Genomic DNA, 19,487 nt, shown 5'->3' with positions numbered 1-19,487 from the left:
CACGGATATGGGATTCGAACACACCACCAAGGCGTTCGACGGTGACTTGCAGGAGCTGACCCGGCAGGTTGCGGAGATGGGCGGGCTGGCCGAGCGCCAGATCGTCGACTCGGTCGACGCGCTGATCCGGCGCGACATTGCGCTGGCTTCGCGCGTGGTCGCGGCCGACGCCGAGATCGACCAGATGCAGCGTAATATCGAAGAGCGCGCGGTGCTGACCATCGCCCGGCGCCAGCCGATGGCGGTCGACCTGCGCGACATCGTCGGCGCGATGCGCGTCGCCACCGATCTGGAGCGGATCGGCGATCTGTCGAAGAACATCGCCAAGCGCGTCAACGCGATCGACAGCGAATTCCACCCGCTGAAGCTGATCCGTGGCCTTGAACACATGACCGACCTGGTCCAGTCGCAGGTCAAGGCTGTGCTCGACGCCTACACGGCGCACGATCTGCCGGCCGCGATGGTGGTGTGGAACGGCGACGAGGAAGTCGACGCGATCTGCACCTCGCTGTTCCGCGAGCTGCTCACCTACATGATGGAAGATCCGCGCAACATCTCGTTCTGCATCCACCTGATGTTCTGCGCCAAGAATATCGAGCGGATCGGTGATCATGCCACCAACATCGCCGAGACGGTGTTCTACATGATCGAGGGTCAGCAGATCATGGATAAGCGTCCGAAGGGCGACATGACGACGTTCGCCAACGCGACGCCCGGCAACTGACGTCGATCTGGTCGTCGCCGGCCCGCCGGGCCGGCCGCCAGAGGACGGATCGAGACGATACTGAGACGAGGACGATAATGGCTGCGCGCATTCTGGTAGTTGAAGACGAGGAAGCGCTGACGACGCTGCTGCGATACAATCTGGAATCCGAGGGCTACGAGGTCGAGACGGTGGCCCGCGGCGACGACGCCGACACCCGGATGAAAGAGCGCATTCCCGATCTGGTGGTGTTGGACTGGATGTTGCCGGGCCTGTCCGGCATCGAGCTGTGCCGCCGGCTGCGGGCGCGGCCGGAAACCAAGCAACTGCCGATCATCATGCTGACGGCGCGAGGCGAAGAGAGCGAACGCGTTCGCGGGCTCGCGACCGGTGCCGACGATTACATCGTCAAACCGTTCTCGGTGCCGGAATTGCTGGCGCGGGTGAAGGGCCTGCTCCGCCGCGCGGCGCCGGAGCGGCTCGCCACCGTGCTGGCCTATGGCGATCTCGAGCTCGACCGCGACAAGCGGCGGGTGGCGCGTTCCGGCCGGCCGATCGATCTCGGCCCGACCGAGTATCGCTTGCTCGAGTTCTTCCTGGAGCATCCGGGCCGGGTGTTCAGCCGCGAACAGCTGCTCGACGGCGTCTGGGGGCGCGACATCTATATCGATGAGCGCACCGTCGACGTGCACATCGGCCGCCTGCGTAAGCTGCTCAATATCGGCCGCGAGCAGGATCCGATCCGCACCGTCCGCGGTGCCGGCTACGCTCTCGACGACCGCTTTGCCAAGGTTGAAGGCAGCCCGTCGTAGTCCGCGGGCCGCGTTCGTCTGCTAACGACAGTGATTAGTTCGGAGCCCGCGCAGCCTTGCTGTGCGGGCTCCTGATTTTTCGGGCGACCACGTATTGGCCGTCATCCTCCGCGAAAGCGGAGGGTCCAATCTTGCAGTGTTGGTGGGAGTAACAGGCGCTCCGGGATGCTCAGGCGCCCGGTCCTTGCCGGGCGATGACAACTTCGGGCGCGGCGCAGCGGCGGCGCTGCGCGAGCGGTGATTACCGCGTGGTCTTGGGAGCGGCGCGGCGGCGATCGCCGACCGGCTGATAGGCGATGCGCGAGTGATGTGCGCAGTAGGGCAGCCCCGGCAGCGACTTGCCGCCGCAGAAGAAGAATTCCGGGCTCGACGGATCGCCGACCGGCCAATGGCAGGTAGCTTCGTTAAGCTCCAGCAGCGACAGCCGCTGGTTCATCGGAACCACGTTGTCGAACGCGATCGGATCGGGCTCGGCTTCGACTTCGAAAGCGTGCGCCAAAGCCGTGTTGCCGCGCGCAACCGGGCGCGTGACCCTCATCATTTGCTGCACCGGGCGGGCCTTGCGCGGCCGCGGCGCGGCCGAGGTGGGGCTCTTGGCCCGGCCCGACAGGCCGAGGCGGTGGACCTTGCCGATCACGGCATTGCGGGTGACGTTACCCAGCTCGGCGGCAATTTGACTCGCCGACAGCCCGCCCTCCCACAATTTCTTCAACTGCTCGACGCGCTCGTCGGTCCAGGTCAATGCCGTCATAGTTCTATCCCTTCCTGCCGCGGGCGCCGAAGGGCGGCGCGGAACCGCGGCTGTGAGGTCGTCAAAATCTCTGCTGTCAGAATCCCTTAGCGCTCGCCGGACGACCCTTGCCGCCCCGGCGTTACGCCTCATCCGAGAACTCGAAATGGATTACAAACCGCGCACGAGATGTCGTACCCGACAGGCAAAAGGCTACAATATGCCGTGACTCGGGCGCAAGAGTCCGACCCGGTGCGTCCACACCTTCTCCTGTGAGTGAGTCCGCGAAGCCACAACAAACAGCAGTAGCGGTGCTTTCTGGCAGCACTTCGCCGAAGCTCCGTGTTGACAGTGAGTTCGACGCTTCTAGAATAATCCCACGTGCCGCCTGGAAAGGCGGCACGTTTCGTTTCCGGGGTACGTTGTCCCTGACTGCGTTCGTGTCATGCGCGTGACGCGTCCGGCCGGCGGCCCGCTTTTTCCGATCGGATCGGCCATGTCTCAGAGCGCTTCAACGTCCCATCTCCTCCCGGTTTTCGCCAGAGCGGATGTCGCGTTCGAGCGCGGAGAGGGCGTCTGGCTGCACGGGACCGACGGTGAGCGCTATCTGGATTTCACCAGCGGCGTCGCCGTCAACGCGCTCGGCCATTGCCATCCGCATCTGGTCGAAGCCCTGCAGCAGCAGGCGAGCAAACTGTGGCACGTCTCCAACCTGTTCAAGAGCCCGGAAGGCGAGCGGCTGGCGGCGCGGCTTTGCGAGCAGAGCTTCGCCGACAAGGTGTTCTTCTGCAATTCGGGCGCTGAAGCCGTCGAGTGCGCGCTGAAGATGGCGCGGCATTATCACTTCTCCAAGGGCGAGCCCGAGCGGACCCGGGTGATTACTTTCGAAGGTGCGTTCCACGGCCGCACGCTCGGCACACTCGCCGCCACCGGCTCGGCAAAGTACCTGGAAGGCTACGGCCAGCCGCTCGAAGGTTTCGACCAGCTTCCGCTCGGCGACCTCGACGCGGTGAAGGCCGCGATCGGCCCGAACACCGCAGCGATCCTGATCGAGCCGCTGCAGGGCGAGGGCGGCGTGCGTTCACCGGAGCTCGCGTTCTTCCGCGGCCTGCGCGAGCTGTGCGACGCGCACGGCCTGCTGCTGGTGTTCGACGAAGTGCAGACCGGCATGGGCCGCACCGGCGAGCTGTTCGCCTATAAGCGGATCGGCGTCGCGCCCGACATCATGGCGCTGGCCAAAGCGCTCGGCGGCGGCTTTCCGATCGGTGCCTGCCTGTCGACTGCCGAAGCCGCGAAGGGCATGGCGCCGGGCGCGCACGGTTCGACCTTCGGTGGCAATCCGCTGGCGGTCGCGGTCGCCAATGCGGTGCTCGATGTGATGCTGCAGCCGGGCTTCTTCGACCACGTCAAGAAGATGTCGCTGCTGCTGAAGCAGAAGCTCGCCGGCGTCGTCGATCGGCATCCGCGCGTCGTCAGCGAGATCCGCGGCGAGGGATTGCTGCTCGGCCTGAAGGCGGTCGTGCCGTCGCCCGAACTGATCGCGGCGCTGCGGGCCGAGAAGCTGCTCAGCGTCGGCGCCGGCGATAACGTCGTGCGCCTGCTGCCGCCGCTGATCGTCAACGAGGCTGAACTCGACGAGGCGGTCGGGCGACTGGAGCGCGCCTGCGTCACGCTTGCCGGACAGGCTGCGCAGAAGGAGGCGGTGTGATGAGCAACAACATGCCGCGGCACTTCCTCGATCTCACCGAGCTGCCGACCTCCGAACTGCGCAACATGCTCTCCGCCGCCGTCGCCATGAAAGCGAAGCGCAAGGCGAACGCCGATGGCGAGAAGCCGCTTGCCGGCAAGACGCTGGCGATGATCTTCGACAAGCCGTCGACGCGCACGCGCGTGTCGTTCGACGTCGGCATGCGCCAGCTCGGCGGCGAGTCGATCATGCTGACCGGCGCCGAGATGCAGCTCGGCCGCGGCGAGACGATCGCCGACACCGCGCGTGTGCTGTCGCGCTTCGTCGACATCATCATGATCCGCATCCTCAATCACGAGGCGCTGCTGGAGCTCGCCGCCAACGCCACCGTGCCGGTGATCAACGGCCTGACCCGCAAGTCGCATCCGTGCCAGGTGATGGCCGACGTGATGACGTTCGAGGAGCATCGCGGCCCGATCAAGGGGCGCACCATCGCCTGGACCGGCGACGATAACAATGTGCTGGCGTCGTTCGCCCACGCCGCGCAGCGCTTCGAGTTCAAGCTCAACATCGCCACCCCGCCGCAGCTCTCGCCCAGTAAGGTGCTGCGCGACTGGATCAAACAGAGCGGCGCGGCGATCACCATCGGCACCGATCCGGAGGAAGCCGTGCGCGGCGCCGATTGCGTCGTCACCGACACTTGGGTGTCGATGGGCGACAAGGACGGCGAGCATCGCCACAATTTGCTCAAGCCGTATCAGGTCAACGCCAAGCTGATGTCGCTCGCCCACAAGGACGCGATCTTCATGCACTGCCTGCCGGCGCATCGCGGCGAAGAGGTCACCGACGAGGTGATCGACGGCCCGCAGTCGGTGGTGTTCGACGAAGCCGAAAACCGCCTGCACGCCCAAAAGGGCATCCTGGCCTGGTGCCTCGGCGCGGTGGCGTAGCACACGCTCACCGCCGTCCCCCCTCTGAGGCGCCCAATTTTACCCTCCCCTCGTGGGAGAGGGTGGCTTCGCGTAGCGAAGCCGGGTGAGAGGGCCGCGGGGCACAGCGCTCCAGTCGGCCCCTCATCCGGCGTGAGCTGCGTCCGCGCCTTCTCCAAAAGAGGAGAAGGAAGAAGCGGCGTCGCAAGGCTGCCGTAAAACAGGGCTGCCATTCATCGCTTCCGCCCGTCAGCCCTTCCGATCTCCGCCTCTCGCCCCCAGATAAGCGCCCATGACCTCACAAGCCCAAAATCCGACCACCCCCGAGATGCCCTCCGTGCGCGCGCCGTCCGCGGTGCCGATCGACGACAGCGTGCTGCCGTTCGAAGTCGGCCCGCTCGATCTGCGCGGCCGGCTGACCAAGCTCGGCCCGGCGCTCGACGAGTTGCTCGCCAAGCACGCCTATCCGGTACCGGTCGCTAAGCTGCTCGGCGAAGCGATCGTGCTGGCGACGTTGCTCGGCTCGTCGCTGAAGTTCGACGGCCGCTTCATTTTGCAGACCCAGACCGATGGTCCGGTGTCGTTCCTGATTGTCGACTTCCAGGCGCCGGACCGGCTGCGCGCCTATGCGCGCTACGAAGAGGCCAAGCTCGAGCCCGGTCTCAGCTCGGGCGCGCTGCTCGGCAACGGCCATCTGGCGATGACGATCGATCAGGGCCCGGACATGCGACGCTATCAGGGCCTTGTGGCGCTCAACGGCGGCGGTCTGGAGGAGGCGGCGCACGAGTACTTCCTGCGCTCCGAGCAGATCCCCACCAAGGTGCGGCTTGCGGTCGGCGAGGAATGGCGCGGTGGCGAGGGCGGCCGGCATCACTGGCGCGCCGGCGGCATGCTGCTGCAGTTCCTGCCGAAGTCACCGGAGCGCGCGCGCCAGGCCGATCTGCATCCCGGTGACGCGCCGGAAGGCACCCAGGTTCACACCGTTGATGAGGACGACGCCTGGGTCGAGGGCCAGTCGCTGATCGCGACCGTCGAAGACGTCGAACTGATCGATCCGGATCTGTCCGGCGAGCGGCTGCTGTATCGCTTGTTTCACGAACGCGGCGTGCGCGTGTTCTCGTCGCTGCCGATCAAGGCGGAATGCTCGTGTTCGCGCGATGCCGTCTCCCGCATGCTGGCCCGCTTCGCCCCGCAGGACCGCGCCGACATGGTCAAGGACGGCAAGGTCGTGGTGACCTGCGAGTTCTGCTCATCGGTATACGAATTCACGCCGCAGGAAGCGGGCGTGGAGTAGGTCGTCGGATGCGTTGAGCCACAGGCGAAGCGCATCCCTGCGTACCCATTCTCAACCCAGACGACGAGCGCCCGATTAGTTCAGTGTCCGCTTCCCTTCCGGGCTATCGAGCGAAAACGGCGGGACGTCGATCTCGAATTTTTCGCCCGCTTCGGTTTCCATCTGATAGCGGCCGGCCATGAAGCCGGAGGCGGTCGGGAGGGGGACGCCGCTGGTATATTCGAACCGCTCACCCGGCGCGAGGACCGGCTGTTCGCCGACCACGCCTTCGCCGCGTACTTCCTGGGTCCGGCCGGAAGCGTCGGTGATCACCCAATGCCGGGTGCGCAGCTTGACGGTTTCCTCGCCCGAATTGGTGATCACCACGGTGTAGGACCAGAAATACTGGCGGTTCTCCGCCGAGGAACGCTCCGGCAGATAATTGGGCTCAACGGTCACTTCGATCCGGCGGGTGACGGCGCGGTACATGCTCGATTTCCAGCTCTTGGCCCAAATATAGCGAAAATCAGCGTTGAAACCAGTCGTTCGGAACGACTTTCAGGTTGTGGTCACGTGCCTCCGCGGTTTCAACAAAGTTCCGCGCTAGCCAGCGGCCGCGCCGGGCGCAGCGATGTTGCGGGCTGTGTCAGGGTGTCCGCCGATCTCGCCAGACGCTTCGCCGCCGGCGGCTCGGCTGCTATAGCAACGACGAGCGCATCGCGCGCCATAGCGGAGCCGCATGACTCCTCCTGTCACCACCGTTGCCGAGCCGGTCACCGGCGCGCCGCCCGCAGGCGGCCCGCCGACGGAGCCGGTTGCGCCACCACCGCTGCCGGCTGCCTCGCCGCCGCGCAAGGTGGTGCCGAAACGGGAACTGCGGCTCGATCTGTTCCGTGGCCTGGCGCTGTGGCTGATCTTCATCGACCATCTGCCGGCCAACGTGCTGACCTGGTTCACGTTGCGGAATTACGGCTTCTCCGACGCCACCGAGATCTTCATCTTCATCTCCGGCTACACCGCCGCCTTCGTCTACGGCAAGGCGATGACCGAGCTCGGCTTCGTCGTGGCGGCGGCGCGCATCCTCAAGCGGGTCTGGCAGATTTACGTCGCGCATGTGTTCCTGTTCACGATCTTCCTGGCCGAGATCTCCTACGTCGCCACCAGCTTCCAGAACCCGCTGTACTCCGAGGAAATGGGCATCCTCGACTTCCTCAAACAGCCCGATGTCACCATCGTGCAGGCGCTGCTGCTGCGGTTTCGCCCGGTCAATATGGACGTGCTGCCGCTGTACATCGTGCTGATGTTTTTCCTGCCGCCGATCCTGTGGCTGATGCGGCGCTGGCCCGACATCACGCTGGGGCTGGCGACGCTGCTCTATGCGGCGACCTGGCAGTTCGATCTGCATTTGACCGCCTATCCGAGCGGCGCATGGGTGTTTAATCCGTACGCTTGGCAGTTGCTGTTCGTGTTCGGCGCCTGGTGTGCGATGGGCGGGGCGAAGCGGCTGTCGCGGGTGCTGGCGTCGAAAGTGACGCTGTGGCTTGCGGCCGCTTATCTGGTGGCGGCGTTCTACGTCACGCTCACCTGGTACACGCCGCAGTTGTTCCATACCCTGCCGAAATGGCTCGAGCAGTGGATGTACCCGATCGACAAGCCCAACCTCGACGTGCTGCGGTTCGCGCACTTCCTGGCGCTGGCGGCTCTCACGGTGCGGTTCATTCCGCGCGACTGGCCGGCCTTGAACTCGCCCTGGTTGCGGCCGTTAATCCTGTGCGGCCAGCACTCGCTGGAGATCTTCTGCATTGGCATCTTTCTCGCTTTCGCCGGCTATTTCATCCTGGCGGAAGTCTCGGGCGGCGCGGTGCTGCATTTCTTCGTCAGCGTGACAGGGATTTGCATCATGTCTGCCGCCGCGTGGCTGTTCTCGTGGTACAAGAATGTGGCGAGCAAGGCCGGGTCCCGGACACCACCGGATGCGGACCTCGCGGGAGGCGATGCAGCATGAAGGCCGTGGCGATGGCCGGCTTGAGATGGATGGTCGCGGTGGCGCTGCTCACCGCGGTCGGCTTGCCGCCTCGGACAGCCGTCGCCGAGGATGCTCCCACCTGTGTTCCGCCAGCCTATCTGCTGGCCAGCGAAGCCAAGCTGAAGGGCGTCGCCGCGGCGCTGAAGACGACCCACAAGCTGGATATCCTGGTGGTCGGCAGCCGCTCGTCCACCATCCTGTCGGCCGAAAACAGCTCGTACCCGGGGCGATTGCAGGCCCTGCTGCGCGACCGCTTCCCGGGCGTCACCGTCAATGTGATGGTCGAGATGCGGCCGAAACGGACCGCCGGCGACATCGCCACCGGGCTGGCAGCACTGGTTGCCGAGCGCAAGCCGGTGCTGGTGATCTGGCAGACCGGCACGTTCGACGCGATCCGCTCGATCGATCCGGACGAATTCCGCACCGCGCTGGGGCAGGGCATCGATGCGGTCAAGCAGGCCGGCTCTGACATCATCTTGATGAATTTGCAGTATAGTCCCCGCACCGAGACCATGATCAATCCGGCGCCGTATCTCGACGCGATGCGGGTGGTGGCGCAGGAGCACGACGTTCCGCTGTTCGACCGCTTCTCCATGATGCGCCACTGGAATGAGACCGGCGAGTTCGATCTGTTCAGCCCGGCACCGGGGATCGATCTGGCGCTGCGCGTGCACAACTGCCTGGCGCGCGCGCTGATGGCTTTCGTCATCGAGGCTGCGCAGACCGATCCTGCGGAGGCAAGGACCCAGCGGTAATGAGAGTATCCGACCCTTTGAAACCGGTCGCCGTCGCGGCTTTTTTGGCGACGGCGTTGCTCCTGATCTCTTCCCCGGCCAGCTTCGCGCAGACCCCATCGGAACCGGTCGCCGAGGCGGCGCCGACTGTGACGCCCGGCGAGGGCGAGGTCGATGTTTCGACGCTGGATCGCAAGAAAACCGTCGCCGGGGCCGCGCTCGACAAGATCAAGGATGTGGCCAAGCAGGCCGGTGACATTCTCGGCCGCGTGCCCTGCCTGCCGCCGAAGGGCGGCGCCAAGTCGATCGGGGCTTTGCCACGGGTGGCGCGCAAGCTGGCCGATCGCCGCCCGGTGGTGATCGTGGCGTTCGGCTCGTCGTCGACCCAGGGCTACGGTTCGACCTCGCCGGCTTTCACCTATCCGAACCGGCTGGCCGCACAACTCCGGCGTCACTACCCGACCTCCGACATCACCGTTGTCAACAGCGGCAAGGGCGGCGAAGACGCGCCCGAAATGATGCGGCGGCTGAAGTCAACGGTGCTGGATGCCCAGCCGGATCTGGTGATCTGGCAGGTCGGCACCAACGCGATCCTGCGCAACCTCGATCCGGCCGACACCGGCAAGCTGGTCGACGATGGCATCAAGGCGATCCAATCCGCCGGCGCCGATATCGTGCTGGTCGATCCGCAATATGTGCCGCGGGTCAACGAGCGCGGCGAGAACGCCGGCAAGATGATCAAGGCGCTCGGCCGGCTCGCGGAGCTGCGCCGCGTCGGCATCTTCCCGCGCTTCGAAGTGATGAAGGAATGGCACGAGCAGCAGGCCATCCCGTTCGACAAGTTCGTCATCGCCGACGGGCTGCACATGAACGACTGGGGCTACGCCTGCTTCGCGCAGCTGCTCGGCGACGGCATCATCCGCTCGGTCGATCAGGTCCGACTCGGCACCGCCGGTCCGAGCGACGTCACGGCATTCCGGCCGATGTAACGAACGCGGCGATGACCACGGTCATCGCCCGCGAAGTGACTTCGTCGAGCTCACGTAACCGCTGGTTACGACGTCTCTGAAGCAGTTCCGGGACGACGCGATGCGTCGTCCCGATACTTCTCACTCACGGCCTTGACGACGGCCCGCTCACACCTTGTCGAGCGCTGCGAGCAGGTCCTCGATCAGATCGTCTCTGTGTTCGAGGCCGGCCGACAACCGGATGAAGCCTTCGCTGATGCCGAGTTCGGCGCGCGCTTCCGGCTTCAGCCGCTGATGCGTCGTCGTGGCAGGGTGGGTGACGAGGCTCTTGGCGTCGCCGAGATTGTTGCTGATCTTCACCAGCTTCAGGGCATTGAGGAAGCGGAACGCTTCGGCCTTGCCGCCCTTCACCTCGAAGCCGACCAGGGTCGAGCCGGCGCCCATCTGCTTCTTGACCGTCGCGGCCTGCGGGTGATCGGCCCGGCCCGGATATACCAGGCGCGGCACCTTCGGGTGGCCGGCCAGCGCATCGGCGATCGCGGCCGCATTGGAGGTCTGCTTCTCGACCCGAACCGCCAGCGTTTCCAGGCCCTTCAGCAGCACCCAGGCGTTGAACGGCGACAGCGACGGGCCGGTCTGGCGCAGATACATCTGGATGTGTTCTTCGATGAACGCCTGCGACGACAGCACCACGCCGCCGAGACAGCGGCCCTGTCCGTCGATGTGCTTGGTGGCGGAGTAAACCACGACGTCGGCACCAAGCTGCAGCGGGCTTTGCCAGATCGGCGTTGCGAACACATTGTCGACCACGAGGCGCGCGCCCGCCGCATGGGCGATCTCCGCGATCGCGCCGATGTCGAGCACGTCGAGGGTCGGGTTGGTCGGGCTCTCCAGGAAGAATGTCTTGGTGTTCGGCCGGACCGCACGCTGCCATTGGTCGAGATCGAGGCCGTCGACCAGCGTCGACTCGATGCCGTAGCGCGGCAGCAGGTCTTCGACGACGTAGCGGCACGAGCCGAACATCGCCTTGGAGGCGACGACGTGATCGCCTGCCCGCAGCGGCGCCAGCATCGCGGCCGTCACCGCGGCCATGCCGGTGGCGGTCGAGCGCGCCGCTTCTGCGCCTTCGAACTCAGCCATCCGCTGTTCGAAGCTGAACACGGTCGGGTTCGAGAACCGCGAATATTGGAAGCCGGCGTCGTCGCCGGTGAAGCGCGCCTCGCACTGCTCGGCGCTTTCGTAGACGAAGCCCTGAGTCAGGAACAACGCCTCGGAGGTCTCGCCGAACTGCGAGCGCAAGCTGCCGGAATGCACCAGGCGGGTTTCGCGGCGGAAATGCGCGGTGGCGGGAACGGGAATGGTCGGTTTGGACTCGGACATGTGGTCTCCAGCGCACCCACATCGGACGATGCGGGCACAAAAAAACCGGCCTGGGGCTCAACCCTCGGGCCGGGACCACAACGTCCCCGGCCTGTTTAGCGACTTGTTTAACGTGGCTGCAAGCCGGCCGGCTCAAATCACCACGGGATAAGTCGGGGTGTTAATCCTCCGGACCCTTCCCGTCAAGCTGGGCTTCGGCTAGCGGTGAAGGCTCGTATCTGAGTTTCCCGGAGGGCATGGCTGCGCTCCGAAGGACCGACACCGTGCCGTTCACCCTGCCGCCCGACGCCAACGGAATTCTGCCCGACCGCATGATCGCGGCGATGACGGAATCGGGCCTGATCCTGCCGGACTATCCGTTCGTCGAGAGCCAGATCCAGCCGGCCAGCCTCGACCTGCGGCTGGGGCCGATCGCCTATCGGGTGCGCGCCAGCTTCCTGCCGGGGCCGGACTGCACCGTGGCCGAGCGGATCGACGAGCTGAAGCTGCACGAGATCGACCTGTCGGACGGCGCCGTGCTGGAGACCAACTGCGTCTATATCGTGCCGCTGCTCGAAAGCCTGGCGATGCCGCGCCACATCGTGGCGGCCGCCAATCCGAAGAGCTCGACCGGCCGGCTCGACGTGTTCACCCGGGTGATCGCGGACGGCACCCGCCGCTTCGACATGATCGGCGCCGGCTATCACGGCCCGCTCTATGCCGAGATCAGCCCGAAGACCTTCCCGGTGCTGCTGCGCGAAGGCTCGCGGCTGTCACAGGTACGCTTCCGCGTCGGCCAGGCCACGCTGGAGCAGGACGAACTCGATACGCTGCACGATGCTGAGCGGCTGGTCGATGCCGATGACGCCGACCTCACCGGCGGCGTCGCTCTCAGCGTCGATCTGTCGGGCGAGAATTCCGAGGGCTTCGTCGGCTATCGCGCCAAGCGCCACACCGGCGTCGTCGATATCGACCGCCGCGGCGGCTATGCGGTCGGCGAGTTCTGGGAGCCGATCGCGGCCCGCCCCGACGGCACGCTGATCCTCGATCCCGGCGAGTTCTACATCCTGGCCTCGAAGGAAGCCGTGCAAGTGCCGCCGGACTACGCGGCCGAGATGGTGCCGTTCGATCCTTTGGTCGGCGAATTCCGTGTGCACTATGCGGGCTTCTTCGATCCCGGCTTCGGCTACGAAGGCGCCGGCGGCTCGGGCGCCCGCGCGGTGCTGGAAGTGCGCTCGCGCGAAGTGCCGTTCATCCTCGAGCACGGCCAGATCGTCGGCCGCCTGATCTACGAAAAGATGCTGTCGCGCCCCGACGCGATGTACGGCCAGCGCATCGGCTCGAACTACCAGGCCCAGGGCCTGAAGCTGAGCAAGCATTTCAAGGTGTAAGTTCGATCACGGCTGCTGACGGTCGAGCGCACCACGCAGCAGCGTGATGGCAGCTTCGGCCTGCTGCAGCTTGGTCTCGATCTCCTGCGCGGTGAGGCGCGCCTCCGTGGCGGGGTCGTCGGACGGATAGCGGAACGCCGTCGCCCAGGGTGTGATCGAAGAGAGCTGTTCGAACAGCGACCGGGCTAAGTCGTCCTCCGGCATCAAGTTCGTCAGCGCAACGAGGTCATGCCCTCGGCCCCCGTGCCGCGGGAATGCGATGTGAAGAGCAATCAGCCGCGCCTTGATCGCCTTCTCGGCCGCTTGCTGTGCCAGATAGGCCGCTTGTGGCAATGAAGCAGGGGGCGTGAGCAACCGGCGGGCCGCTGTCACGTCACTGGCAGCGAGATCGAGCCAGGTTCGTGGGTCGCTCGAACTCATGGCGCCAGCGACGGAACGGCCTTCTCGAAGACGACTCGGCCATCGTGCGCGATCTGATAACTGACGCTGTTCGGGTCGTTCCGTGCAGCTTCGAAGCGGCTCCGCCGGAGGGGCACGATCTGAATCGGGATGCCCAGGTCTGAAACCTGCTGCCACAGCGAGACCGGCGTGAAAGCTCCGGGTGCCACGTCGTCACTCAGGATCACGCACAGGTCATAGTCGCTGTCGGGGGTGTGGTCGCCACGAGCTCGGCTTCCGAACAGGATGATCGCCTCGACCGGCGCGATCGCCGTCAGCCGCTGCACCGCTGTGCGCAGCACGGTCCATTCGTCGGTGTCGCTGAGTACGACGTCCATATGCGAAATATAGCGCGGGTGCCGCTAAAATGCATCGGCCAGCTTGGAGGGCGCGACGAAGCGTCCGCTGCGCCGCAAACCGCCGCGGCACTTACTTCCGCTCCGCCATCGCCCGCTTCAGCACCTCGGCCATCTTCGGGGTGAGTTGCTTCACCAGTTCGACATTGCTCGAACCGTGCACCGCGACCGGCCTCGGTGCCGTGCTGAGGTCGACGAACCGGATGGTGGGGTCGGTGGCCTTCGGATCGTCGCTCTGTGGCCGGGTCGGGTCCATGCTCGGGATCGGGTGCGTGCCGCGGCCGGCCGCGGTGGCGAGGTTCGGAGCGCTGACCTGTTTGTCGTGCCCGACGATCTGCTGGGCCGCGATCGCGTATTTGCGCGCCTGCGCCGCCGGCGTGCCCTCGGCCGCCGCGACGTCGACGTTCACGGCTTCGACCGAGACGGTGTCGTCGGCATTCAGATAGATCTCAAAAGTGCGGAACTGCTGTGGGAAATCGCGTAGCGACGAGGTTTCGACCTGCCAGAAGCCTCGTTCGGGCCGGCTCGGATCAGGGGATGGAAATGCCTTGACCACGTTGAGGTGGCGATGGCCGGCGATCCACATCAGCAGGTTCGGCGTGTCGTGCAGCGTCTTCACCAGTCCCGCCAGATCGACGGCGTTCTTGTAGTCCGGCGATGCCGTGGTGTCGCCGAGCCACCATTCCATTTCGGAGCCGATCGGTGACACCGCAATCGGGATATGGTTGGCGATGATCATCAGCTGATTGTCGGCCTGTCCGCGCGCGAGTTCTGCCTTCAGCCATTCCCAGCGCTTGGCGTCGAGATAGCCGTGGCCGTGGATGTCGTGCGAGCCGTCGTGCTCGTCGCGGGTGTCGTCGAGCACGATCACCTTCAGCGGCAGGTCGGATTTCGGCATGAAGCTGTAGCAGGCGAAGTCGGGACCGGCCGCGGCACGGTCGATCAGGCCGAAGCCGTGACCCTTGGGCTCGGTCGCGGTGTCGAGGAATTCTGCCATCCATTCGGCACGTACGAGAGAGCGGCGCCCAGGATCGGCCGCGACCGTCGGCGGCTGGTTGTTGAACGCCGGATCGTCGGTGGGGCCGGTATGGATGATCGCGCCGTACGGGCTCGTGCCGTCGATCACGCCCGGATAGAACGCCGGCGTCGCCCTCAGATTGCGATCGTCGAACAGCGCCGGGAAGGTCGCGATGTTCGGCCGCAACACGTCGCCGATCGCCCACACTTTGTCGGAGGTGTAGGACTCGCGGAAACCCAGCGACGGATCGCCGTCGACCGGGAACGAGCCGATCATGAAGTGATCGTGATTGCCGAGCACCTGATACCACGGCAGGTCTTTGTCGAGGCCGGCGGCCTGGAACGGCATCTGGAAGTCGATGCTGTCGGCGCCGCGATGCGCGCCGGAGCTCGGGACGATCGGCTTGCCGTCGAACACGTCGATGTACCAGCGCAGCTCGTTGTAGGAGGTCGAGTTGCAGGCGTCGCCGAGCGCGATGCCGAAATCGAAGCGGTCGCGGCGGTGGAGGTCGTTGACGGTTTGGATCGCGGCGTCGAGCACCTGCGTCGAGTAGAGCATCACCGGCGAATAGACCGAGGTGTTGCTGGCTGCGGCCGGCTCGGTGTGCTGAAACAGCAGGAGCTGATTGGGCGCTTCCTTGTCGGTGATGTGGACGTCGGAGAACGAGAAGAACTTGACCAGGCGTTTGCGCGCCGCATCCGCCGGCTTGCGGGAGCCAGCCGGCATCAGGTCGGTCCGTCGCTCGATCGGCAGACCGGAGCCGTAGGACCACTCGCCGTAACCAAGCTCCTTGTAGCGCGTGACCTGGTGTAGTTCGGCTTTGTCGAGGCCAGGCGTCACCGTCGCCGGAAAAGCGAGCATCCGCTCCTGCGTCGTCACCGCCGGTGTGTCGATTGGATAGCGCCGCGGTTCGCTCGCCCAGACCGGACCGCCGAGCGACAGCGTGCCGATGAACGCTGCCGACGATTGCAGGAAGGCGCGGCGGGTCGTGTCGAGACCGCTCAGCAGGGTCTCCGATCGATTGCGATGAGTCATGGAGCAGAACCTCTTGCACAGAAGGTTCGGTGCGACGTGCGGACGTCGGGCCGTGGCGCTCGTCGTTCCGCATTACGTCGATGCGGACGGCATTTCGTGATGCTTGTGTAGCAAGCAGAAGTTAATGCGGCGCGAAGTGATTGATTTCGATAACGCGCGTTGCGGTATCGGCATCTAGGAAACGCGATCGATCCGAAGATCAGCGTAGCTGATTGTCCGGCGAATTTGCGCAACTCATTCCGAATTGGTGAAGGCGCGTTCTGCACCTGTCATCGCGCCGTCGAATGTCGCGGTCGTCGTTTCGTCCAGAATGCATGTCGTTCGACGAGATGCTGCGGATGCAACGATGGGCGAACGACGATCGCTCGTATTGCCGTCTCGAGGGGCGGCGGCATCTTCCCGCGGCGTTCTGACGTATCGGCGTGCGCCTATGCGTTGCGGGAGCATCGCGCCGCGGCAAATCAATGATAGGAACGACAAAGAGGCACGGCGGATCAGATCGGGCCGGAGGAAACGCATGTCCGATATTGCCGTTGCGGAGTTGCCGCCGGTTGCGCCAGCCGCGCCGGCCCCGCCTGCCGCGACGCCTCCACCTCCGAAAAATCCGCTGCTCGACGATGGCATCCTGCGGACGCTGCTGCGGCTGTCCTGGCCCAACGTGGTGGCGCTGACGGCGGGCACCTGCGTGGCGGTCGCCGAGACCTCCTATATCGGCCGGCTCGGCACCGAGGCGCTGGCCGCGATGGCGCTGGTGTTTCCGTTCGTGATCCTGACCATGACCATGTCCGGCGGCGCGATGGGTGGTGGCGTTGCCTCGGCGATCGCGCGCGCGCTCGGCTCGGGCGACGACGACCGCGCAGCGGTGCTGGCGATGCACGCGCTGCTGATCGGGCTGTGCTTCGGCTTGGTGTTCACGGTCGGGATGTTGACGTTCGGCGAGCGCGCGCTGGCGCTGCTCGGCGGCCGCGGCGCGGTGCTGAGCCAGGCCGCCGGCTACGTTCACATCTTTTTCGCCGGCGCGGTGGTGCCGTGGCTGATGAACACCTTCGCGGCGATCCTGCGCGGCACCGGCAACATGAAACTGCCGTCGCTGATGATCCTCAGCTCGGCGGTGCTGCAGATCGTGCTCGGCGGCGCGCTCGGCCTCGGCTTCGGGCCGATCCCGCGGTTCGGTATGCCCGGCGTTGCCGCCGGCACGCTGACGGCATTTTCGATCGGCGCTTCGGTGATGGCCTGGGTGATCTTCTCCGGCCGGGCCGGGGTGAAGCCGCGGCTGGACGGCTTCCGGATCGAGCGCGGCATGTTCATCGACATCTTGAAGGTCGGCGCCGTGTCGTGCTTCTCGCCGCTGCAGTCGGTGCTGACCATCACGATCTTCACCCACATGCTGGCGCATTTCGGCACCGCGGTGCTGGCCGGCTACGGCATCGGCGGCCGGCTGGAGTTCATGCTGACCTCGATCGCGTTCGCGGTCGGCATCGCCTCGGTGCCGATGATCGGCATGGCGATCGGGGCCGGCCGGGTGAAGCGGGCGCGGCAGATCGCCTGGACGGCCGGGCTGGTGTCGTTCCTGTTCGTCGGCGTGGTCGGCACCGGGATCGCGATCTTTCCGCACCTCTGGATCGACCTGTTCACCGACGATGCGGCGGTACGGCTCGCCGGTGAGCAATATCTCCGCGCCGCGGCGCCGATGTACGCCTTCATCGGGCTGTCGATCTCGATGTATTTTTCCGCGCAGGGCGCCGCCAGGGTGCTGGGGCCGGTGCTGGCGCAGACCGGGCGGCTGCTGTTCGTGGTCGGCGGCGGCTGGCTGCTGATCAAGAACCACGGCAGCGCCGGCAGCTTCTATCTGCTCGCCGCAGGCTCGATGGTGCTGCTCGGTGTGACGTCGGCGCTGAGCGTGCTGGTGACGCGCTGGGGCCCGAAGCCGCCGGCCGCGTCGATCGCCGGCTAGCGGTCGGCCTGCCGCGGAGGGGCGAACGGCAGCAGGACGTCGAGCAGGCTCGGACCGCTGGTGGCGAGCGCGCCTTCGAGCGACAGCAGGCGCCGCCGGGTGATCGTGCCGCCATTGGCGCAGATGCCGCTGGTGTCGCCTGCGGCCGCGAGTGCGCGGTGGCAGGGCACGATCAGGGTGAACGGATTGCGGCGGATGGCCTGACCGACTGCATGCACGGCGCCCGAGGAGCGGAGCTGCTTGGCGATCTCGGCGAAGGTCAGCGTCTCGCCGCGCGGGATCGCTCGCAATGCCGCATAGACGCGGCAATCGAATCCCGGGATCCCGCCGAGATCGAGCGGAACGTCGGAGAAATCCCACGGCTCGCCGCGGAGCGCGGCAGACAAGCCGTCGATCACGGGCTCGATCCGGGCCTCGGCGCGGCTCTCGCGGGCGTCCGGGCAAAGCCGCAGCAGCCTGCGGCGGGTGTCGATCTCGCGGCTCTCGGCGAGTTGCACCGCCAGCACGCCTCCGCCGCCCCATGCGATCCCGCATCGGCCCATCATGGTGTCGAAGATGGTGTAGGCAGTCCCCGCCATAGTCAGAAGCATACCAGCGGAAGCCGGGACGGCATCCGGAAAGTAAAGGAGTTGTTAACAACTTTAATGAGCCACAGGTGCGGTGCGGCAACCGTGCTGCGGCGTCCTGCGCGGGCGGCTCGCGTGATCGCCCCTTGGCGGCGCGCCCGGTCTCGGCTAGATCAGAGTTCGTCGCCGCCTCACAGCGGTGCCCGGCGCGGGCGTAGTTCAATGGTAGAACGGCAGCTTCCCAAGCTGCATACGAGGGTTCGATTCCCTTCGCCCGCTCCAACGTCCCCCACGCCTCCCTCTGATCTTGATCGACCGTTGTCGCGGGGCACCGCGATGTGGCTGCGGCGAGCGTGGAACCCAAGCTGATCGGTACGCTATCGCGCGCCAATTCCGGACGCTGCGGCCGGTTGAGGCGTCTTGCTCTGCGCTGCACGCACGGCAGCCCGCAGCCGGCGTGTGCATTAGTTGATCGGCGTCAACGCCGCCTTCCGGGATCAGCGCGAAGCTTAGTTACTGCTTCATTGCAGGGGGGGACGGCGATGACGAGCACCATGATGACTTTCGACATCCTGCTGTTGGCTGCGGCCGCAGTGTCGACGGTGCTGATCTTGTTCGGCGTAGTAATCGCGAGTGGGCATGAAGGCGAGCATCAGCACGCCAACGCCCGCGTGATGTCCCGTCACGACTGATCGCGGCACGATGCGTTTCGCGGTCGGCCTCAGGGCTTGCCGACCGCGTTGCTCAGGTCGTGCTTGATCGTCTCCAGCAGTGAGTTCAGCACATCATCGCGCGCAGGCGCCTGGCCGCGCGCAGGTGCCGGGATCGGCCTGCTTGGCGATTGATGCTGAGCAGAAGGTGTGACCGGCGGCAGTGATGACGGTCGCAGCGGTTGCGCCGTGGTGAGCTGATTTCCAACAGGCTGAGACTCGACGATCGGTGCCGGTGGAGCTGGGCGCTGTGGCACAGCGGATGGCCGAGACGGTGGACGACCGCCACTCCGAACCGGCGGGATTGCTGCACGCATCGCCGCTGGCGGCCGACCCGCAGCTTCCGGGGGATGATTGGTCACGGGCGAGGTCGGTTGCTGCCGCAGTAAAGCCGGCTCCGCTGACGTCAGTGTCGCGGCTCCTTCCGGGCTGACGAAATCGCCGTACAGCACATCGTCGTGGCGACCCATCCACCACAGCGCAGTGCCATACACCGCTGCCAGTCCTATGATCCCGAGCAGGCTGAGCTCCAGCATCAGGAGCACCTCGCCCCGACGGGATGCGCTGGTCGCCGAGCGGGTGCCGCCGGGCGGAAAAAATGCATCCGGTCAGCCGTGGTCGCCGACGTTGTTACTTGGATGCTAAATCTCGTGCGTGGCGATCGCATGCGTAATCCCGAAACTCATCAATTGATTCCGGAACCCACCTGGCCCTGCAAGTTGTTTTTAATCTAATTCAAATTGATGCGGCGCAAAAAAGAAGCGCCGGACAAGCCGGCGCTTCTAACAACTCAATAAG

General features: G+C 65.8%; 19 protein-coding genes, 1 tRNA gene and 1 riboswitch. Of the genes, 12 read left to right on the top strand and 8 right to left on the bottom strand.

Annotated features, from left to right (window positions below; all coding sequences use genetic code 11):
• Window positions 1–7: 7 nt before the first annotated feature.
• The gene (phoU, locus tag HZF03_RS24065; protein WP_011160308.1) at window positions 8–724 is read left to right on the top strand and encodes a phosphate signaling complex protein PhoU; all 717 of its coding nucleotides are present in this window, start codon (window positions 8–10) and stop codon (window positions 722–724) included.
• Between the two features lie 77 nt (window positions 725–801).
• The gene (gene phoB / locus HZF03_RS24060) at window positions 802–1,515 is read left to right on the top strand and encodes a phosphate regulon transcriptional regulator PhoB (protein ID WP_011160307.1); all 714 of its coding nucleotides are present in this window, start codon (window positions 802–804) and stop codon (window positions 1,513–1,515) included.
• Window positions 1,516–1,756: 241 nt separating this feature from the next.
• On the opposite strand, the gene HZF03_RS24055 is transcribed toward phoB, so the two are convergent.
• Window positions 1,757–2,266, bottom strand: coding sequence for a GcrA family cell cycle regulator (locus tag HZF03_RS24055; protein WP_012497883.1), 510 nt, complete (start codon window positions 2,264–2,266; stop codon window positions 1,757–1,759).
• 475 nt (window positions 2,267–2,741) lie between these two features.
• On the opposite strand from HZF03_RS24055, the gene HZF03_RS24050 reads away from it, so the two are divergent.
• From HZF03_RS24050 to HZF03_RS24040, 3 genes are all read left to right on the top strand, one after another.
• Window positions 2,742–3,953: an aspartate aminotransferase family protein gene (locus tag HZF03_RS24050; protein WP_011160305.1), complete on the top strand. Its 1,212-nt coding sequence runs from the start codon at window positions 2,742–2,744 to the stop codon at window positions 3,951–3,953.
• Window positions 3,953–4,882, top strand: a complete 930-nt coding sequence (argF, locus tag HZF03_RS24045) for an ornithine carbamoyltransferase (RefSeq protein ID WP_119019805.1) — start codon at window positions 3,953–3,955, stop codon at window positions 4,880–4,882. The genes HZF03_RS24050 and argF overlap by 1 nt, the downstream gene beginning before the upstream one ends.
• A gap of 271 nt (window positions 4,883–5,153) precedes the next feature.
• Complete coding sequence (locus HZF03_RS24040; protein ID WP_119019804.1) at window positions 5,154–6,155, top strand: Hsp33 family molecular chaperone; 1,002 nt, start codon at window positions 5,154–5,156, stop codon at window positions 6,153–6,155.
• Between the two features lie 75 nt (window positions 6,156–6,230).
• Here HZF03_RS24040 and apaG read toward each other — a convergent pair whose 3' ends face one another.
• Entirely contained in the window at window positions 6,231–6,623 is a 393-nt protein-coding gene (apaG, locus tag HZF03_RS24035) for a Co2+/Mg2+ efflux protein ApaG (RefSeq protein WP_011160302.1), read from the bottom strand.
• A gap of 250 nt (window positions 6,624–6,873) precedes the next feature.
• Here apaG and HZF03_RS24030 point away from each other — a divergent pair, with 250 nt between their 5' ends.
• Genes HZF03_RS24030 through HZF03_RS24020 form a run of 3 tightly spaced genes read left to right on the top strand, consistent with a single transcriptional unit; the run spans window position 6,874 to window position 9,883 of the window.
• On the top strand, window positions 6,874–8,139 hold the full coding sequence (locus HZF03_RS24030) for an OpgC domain-containing protein (RefSeq protein WP_119019803.1): 1,266 nt from the start codon (window positions 6,874–6,876) through the stop codon (window positions 8,137–8,139).
• Window positions 8,136–8,915, top strand: coding sequence for an SGNH/GDSL hydrolase family protein (locus HZF03_RS24025; RefSeq protein WP_119019802.1), 780 nt, complete (start codon window positions 8,136–8,138; stop codon window positions 8,913–8,915). The genes HZF03_RS24030 and HZF03_RS24025 overlap by 4 nt, the downstream gene beginning before the upstream one ends.
• Window positions 8,915–9,883, top strand: coding sequence for an SGNH/GDSL hydrolase family protein (locus HZF03_RS24020; protein WP_119019801.1), 969 nt, complete (start codon window positions 8,915–8,917; stop codon window positions 9,881–9,883). The genes HZF03_RS24025 and HZF03_RS24020 overlap by 1 nt, the downstream gene beginning before the upstream one ends.
• 147 nt (window positions 9,884–10,030) lie before the next feature.
• Here the strand turns inward: HZF03_RS24020 and HZF03_RS24015 are convergent, their stop codons facing one another.
• Window positions 10,031–11,242, bottom strand: coding sequence for an O-succinylhomoserine sulfhydrylase (locus tag HZF03_RS24015; protein ID WP_012497878.1), 1,212 nt, complete (start codon window positions 11,240–11,242; stop codon window positions 10,031–10,033).
• 74 nt (window positions 11,243–11,316) lie between these two features.
• Window positions 11,317–11,396, bottom strand: a riboswitch (SAM riboswitch).
• 109 nt (window positions 11,397–11,505) lie between these two features.
• Between HZF03_RS24015 and HZF03_RS24010 the strand changes: the two genes are divergently transcribed.
• On the top strand, window positions 11,506–12,612 hold the full coding sequence (locus HZF03_RS24010) for a 2'-deoxycytidine 5'-triphosphate deaminase (RefSeq protein WP_012497877.1): 1,107 nt from the start codon (window positions 11,506–11,508) through the stop codon (window positions 12,610–12,612).
• Between the two features lie 6 nt (window positions 12,613–12,618).
• Here HZF03_RS24010 and HZF03_RS24005 read toward each other — a convergent pair whose 3' ends face one another.
• The 3 genes from HZF03_RS24005 to HZF03_RS23995 all read right to left on the bottom strand — a co-directional run bounded on the left by HZF03_RS24005 (window position 12,619) and on the right by HZF03_RS23995 (window position 15,459).
• On the bottom strand, window positions 12,619–13,032 hold the full coding sequence (locus tag HZF03_RS24005) for a HEPN domain-containing protein (protein WP_119019893.1): 414 nt from the start codon (window positions 13,030–13,032) through the stop codon (window positions 12,619–12,621).
• On the bottom strand, window positions 13,029–13,388 hold the full coding sequence (locus HZF03_RS24000) for a nucleotidyltransferase domain-containing protein (RefSeq protein WP_119019892.1): 360 nt from the start codon (window positions 13,386–13,388) through the stop codon (window positions 13,029–13,031). Before HZF03_RS24000 ends, HZF03_RS24005 begins: the two co-directional genes overlap by 4 nt.
• A gap of 91 nt (window positions 13,389–13,479) precedes the next feature.
• On the bottom strand, window positions 13,480–15,459 hold the full coding sequence (locus HZF03_RS23995) for a TIGR03768 family metallophosphoesterase (RefSeq protein ID WP_119019891.1): 1,980 nt from the start codon (window positions 15,457–15,459) through the stop codon (window positions 13,480–13,482).
• A 517-nt stretch (window positions 15,460–15,976) separates the two neighbouring features.
• On the opposite strand from HZF03_RS23995, the gene HZF03_RS23990 reads away from it, so the two are divergent.
• Window positions 15,977–17,413, top strand: a complete 1,437-nt coding sequence (locus HZF03_RS23990; protein ID WP_011160295.1) for an MATE family efflux transporter — start codon at window positions 15,977–15,979, stop codon at window positions 17,411–17,413.
• Here the strand turns inward: HZF03_RS23990 and HZF03_RS23985 are convergent.
• The gene (locus HZF03_RS23985) at window positions 17,410–17,991 is read right to left on the bottom strand and encodes a methylated-DNA--[protein]-cysteine S-methyltransferase (RefSeq protein WP_179906228.1); all 582 of its coding nucleotides are present in this window, start codon (window positions 17,989–17,991) and stop codon (window positions 17,410–17,412) included. The genes HZF03_RS23990 and HZF03_RS23985 overlap by 4 nt on opposite strands.
• A 196-nt stretch (window positions 17,992–18,187) precedes the next feature.
• Here HZF03_RS23985 and HZF03_RS23980 point away from each other — a divergent pair.
• Window positions 18,188–18,261: transfer RNA gene (locus tag HZF03_RS23980), tRNA-Gly, on the top strand.
• 275 nt (window positions 18,262–18,536) lie between these two features.
• Window positions 18,537–18,671, top strand: coding sequence for a hypothetical protein (locus tag HZF03_RS24575; RefSeq protein WP_267793652.1), 135 nt, complete (start codon window positions 18,537–18,539; stop codon window positions 18,669–18,671).
• Between the two features lie 29 nt (window positions 18,672–18,700).
• On the opposite strand, the gene HZF03_RS23975 is transcribed toward HZF03_RS24575, so the two are convergent.
• The gene (locus HZF03_RS23975) at window positions 18,701–19,225 is read right to left on the bottom strand and encodes a hypothetical protein (protein WP_119019896.1); all 525 of its coding nucleotides are present in this window, start codon (window positions 19,223–19,225) and stop codon (window positions 18,701–18,703) included.
• Window positions 19,226–19,487 lie beyond the last annotated feature (262 nt).

The organism is Rhodopseudomonas palustris, assembly GCF_013415845.1.
Taxonomy (GTDB): Bacteria; Pseudomonadota; Alphaproteobacteria; order Rhizobiales; family Xanthobacteraceae; genus Rhodopseudomonas; species Rhodopseudomonas palustris_F.
This window is presented reverse-complemented; position numbering and strand designations above follow the sequence as displayed.

What these genes read in the sequence shown, in the direction of transcription:
- phoU (WP_011160308.1), top strand. Translation starts at nt 8, where the DNA reads ATGGGATTCGAACACACCACCAAGGCGTTCGACGGTGACTTGCAGGAG.
- phoB (WP_011160307.1), top strand. Translation starts at nt 802, where the DNA reads ATGGCTGCGCGCATTCTGGTAGTTGAAGACGAGGAAGCGCTGACGACG.
- HZF03_RS24055 (WP_012497883.1), bottom strand. Translation starts at nt 2,266, where the DNA reads ATGACGGCATTGACCTGGACCGACGAGCGCGTCGAGCAGTTGAAGAAA.
- HZF03_RS24050 (WP_011160305.1), top strand. Translation starts at nt 2,742, where the DNA reads ATGTCTCAGAGCGCTTCAACGTCCCATCTCCTCCCGGTTTTCGCCAGA.
- argF (WP_119019805.1), top strand. Translation starts at nt 3,953, where the DNA reads ATGAGCAACAACATGCCGCGGCACTTCCTCGATCTCACCGAGCTGCCG.
- HZF03_RS24040 (WP_119019804.1), top strand. Translation starts at nt 5,154, where the DNA reads ATGACCTCACAAGCCCAAAATCCGACCACCCCCGAGATGCCCTCCGTG.
- apaG (WP_011160302.1), bottom strand. Translation starts at nt 6,623, where the DNA reads ATGTACCGCGCCGTCACCCGCCGGATCGAAGTGACCGTTGAGCCCAAT.
- HZF03_RS24030 (WP_119019803.1), top strand. Translation starts at nt 6,874, where the DNA reads ATGACTCCTCCTGTCACCACCGTTGCCGAGCCGGTCACCGGCGCGCCG.
- HZF03_RS24025 (WP_119019802.1), top strand. Translation starts at nt 8,136, where the DNA reads ATGAAGGCCGTGGCGATGGCCGGCTTGAGATGGATGGTCGCGGTGGCG.
- HZF03_RS24020 (WP_119019801.1), top strand. Translation starts at nt 8,915, where the DNA reads ATGAGAGTATCCGACCCTTTGAAACCGGTCGCCGTCGCGGCTTTTTTG.
- HZF03_RS24015 (WP_012497878.1), bottom strand. Translation starts at nt 11,242, where the DNA reads ATGTCCGAGTCCAAACCGACCATTCCCGTTCCCGCCACCGCGCATTTC.
- HZF03_RS24005 (WP_119019893.1), bottom strand. Translation starts at nt 13,032, where the DNA reads ATGAGTTCGAGCGACCCACGAACCTGGCTCGATCTCGCTGCCAGTGAC.
- HZF03_RS24000 (WP_119019892.1), bottom strand. Translation starts at nt 13,388, where the DNA reads ATGGACGTCGTACTCAGCGACACCGACGAATGGACCGTGCTGCGCACA.
- HZF03_RS23995 (WP_119019891.1), bottom strand. Translation starts at nt 15,459, where the DNA reads ATGACTCATCGCAATCGATCGGAGACCCTGCTGAGCGGTCTCGACACG.
- HZF03_RS23990 (WP_011160295.1), top strand. Translation starts at nt 15,977, where the DNA reads ATGTCCGATATTGCCGTTGCGGAGTTGCCGCCGGTTGCGCCAGCCGCG.
- HZF03_RS23985 (WP_179906228.1), bottom strand. Translation starts at nt 17,991, where the DNA reads ATGGCGGGGACTGCCTACACCATCTTCGACACCATGATGGGCCGATGC.
- HZF03_RS24575 (WP_267793652.1), top strand. Translation starts at nt 18,537, where the DNA reads ATGACTTTCGACATCCTGCTGTTGGCTGCGGCCGCAGTGTCGACGGTG.
- HZF03_RS23975 (WP_119019896.1), bottom strand. Translation starts at nt 19,225, where the DNA reads ATGCTGGAGCTCAGCCTGCTCGGGATCATAGGACTGGCAGCGGTGTAT.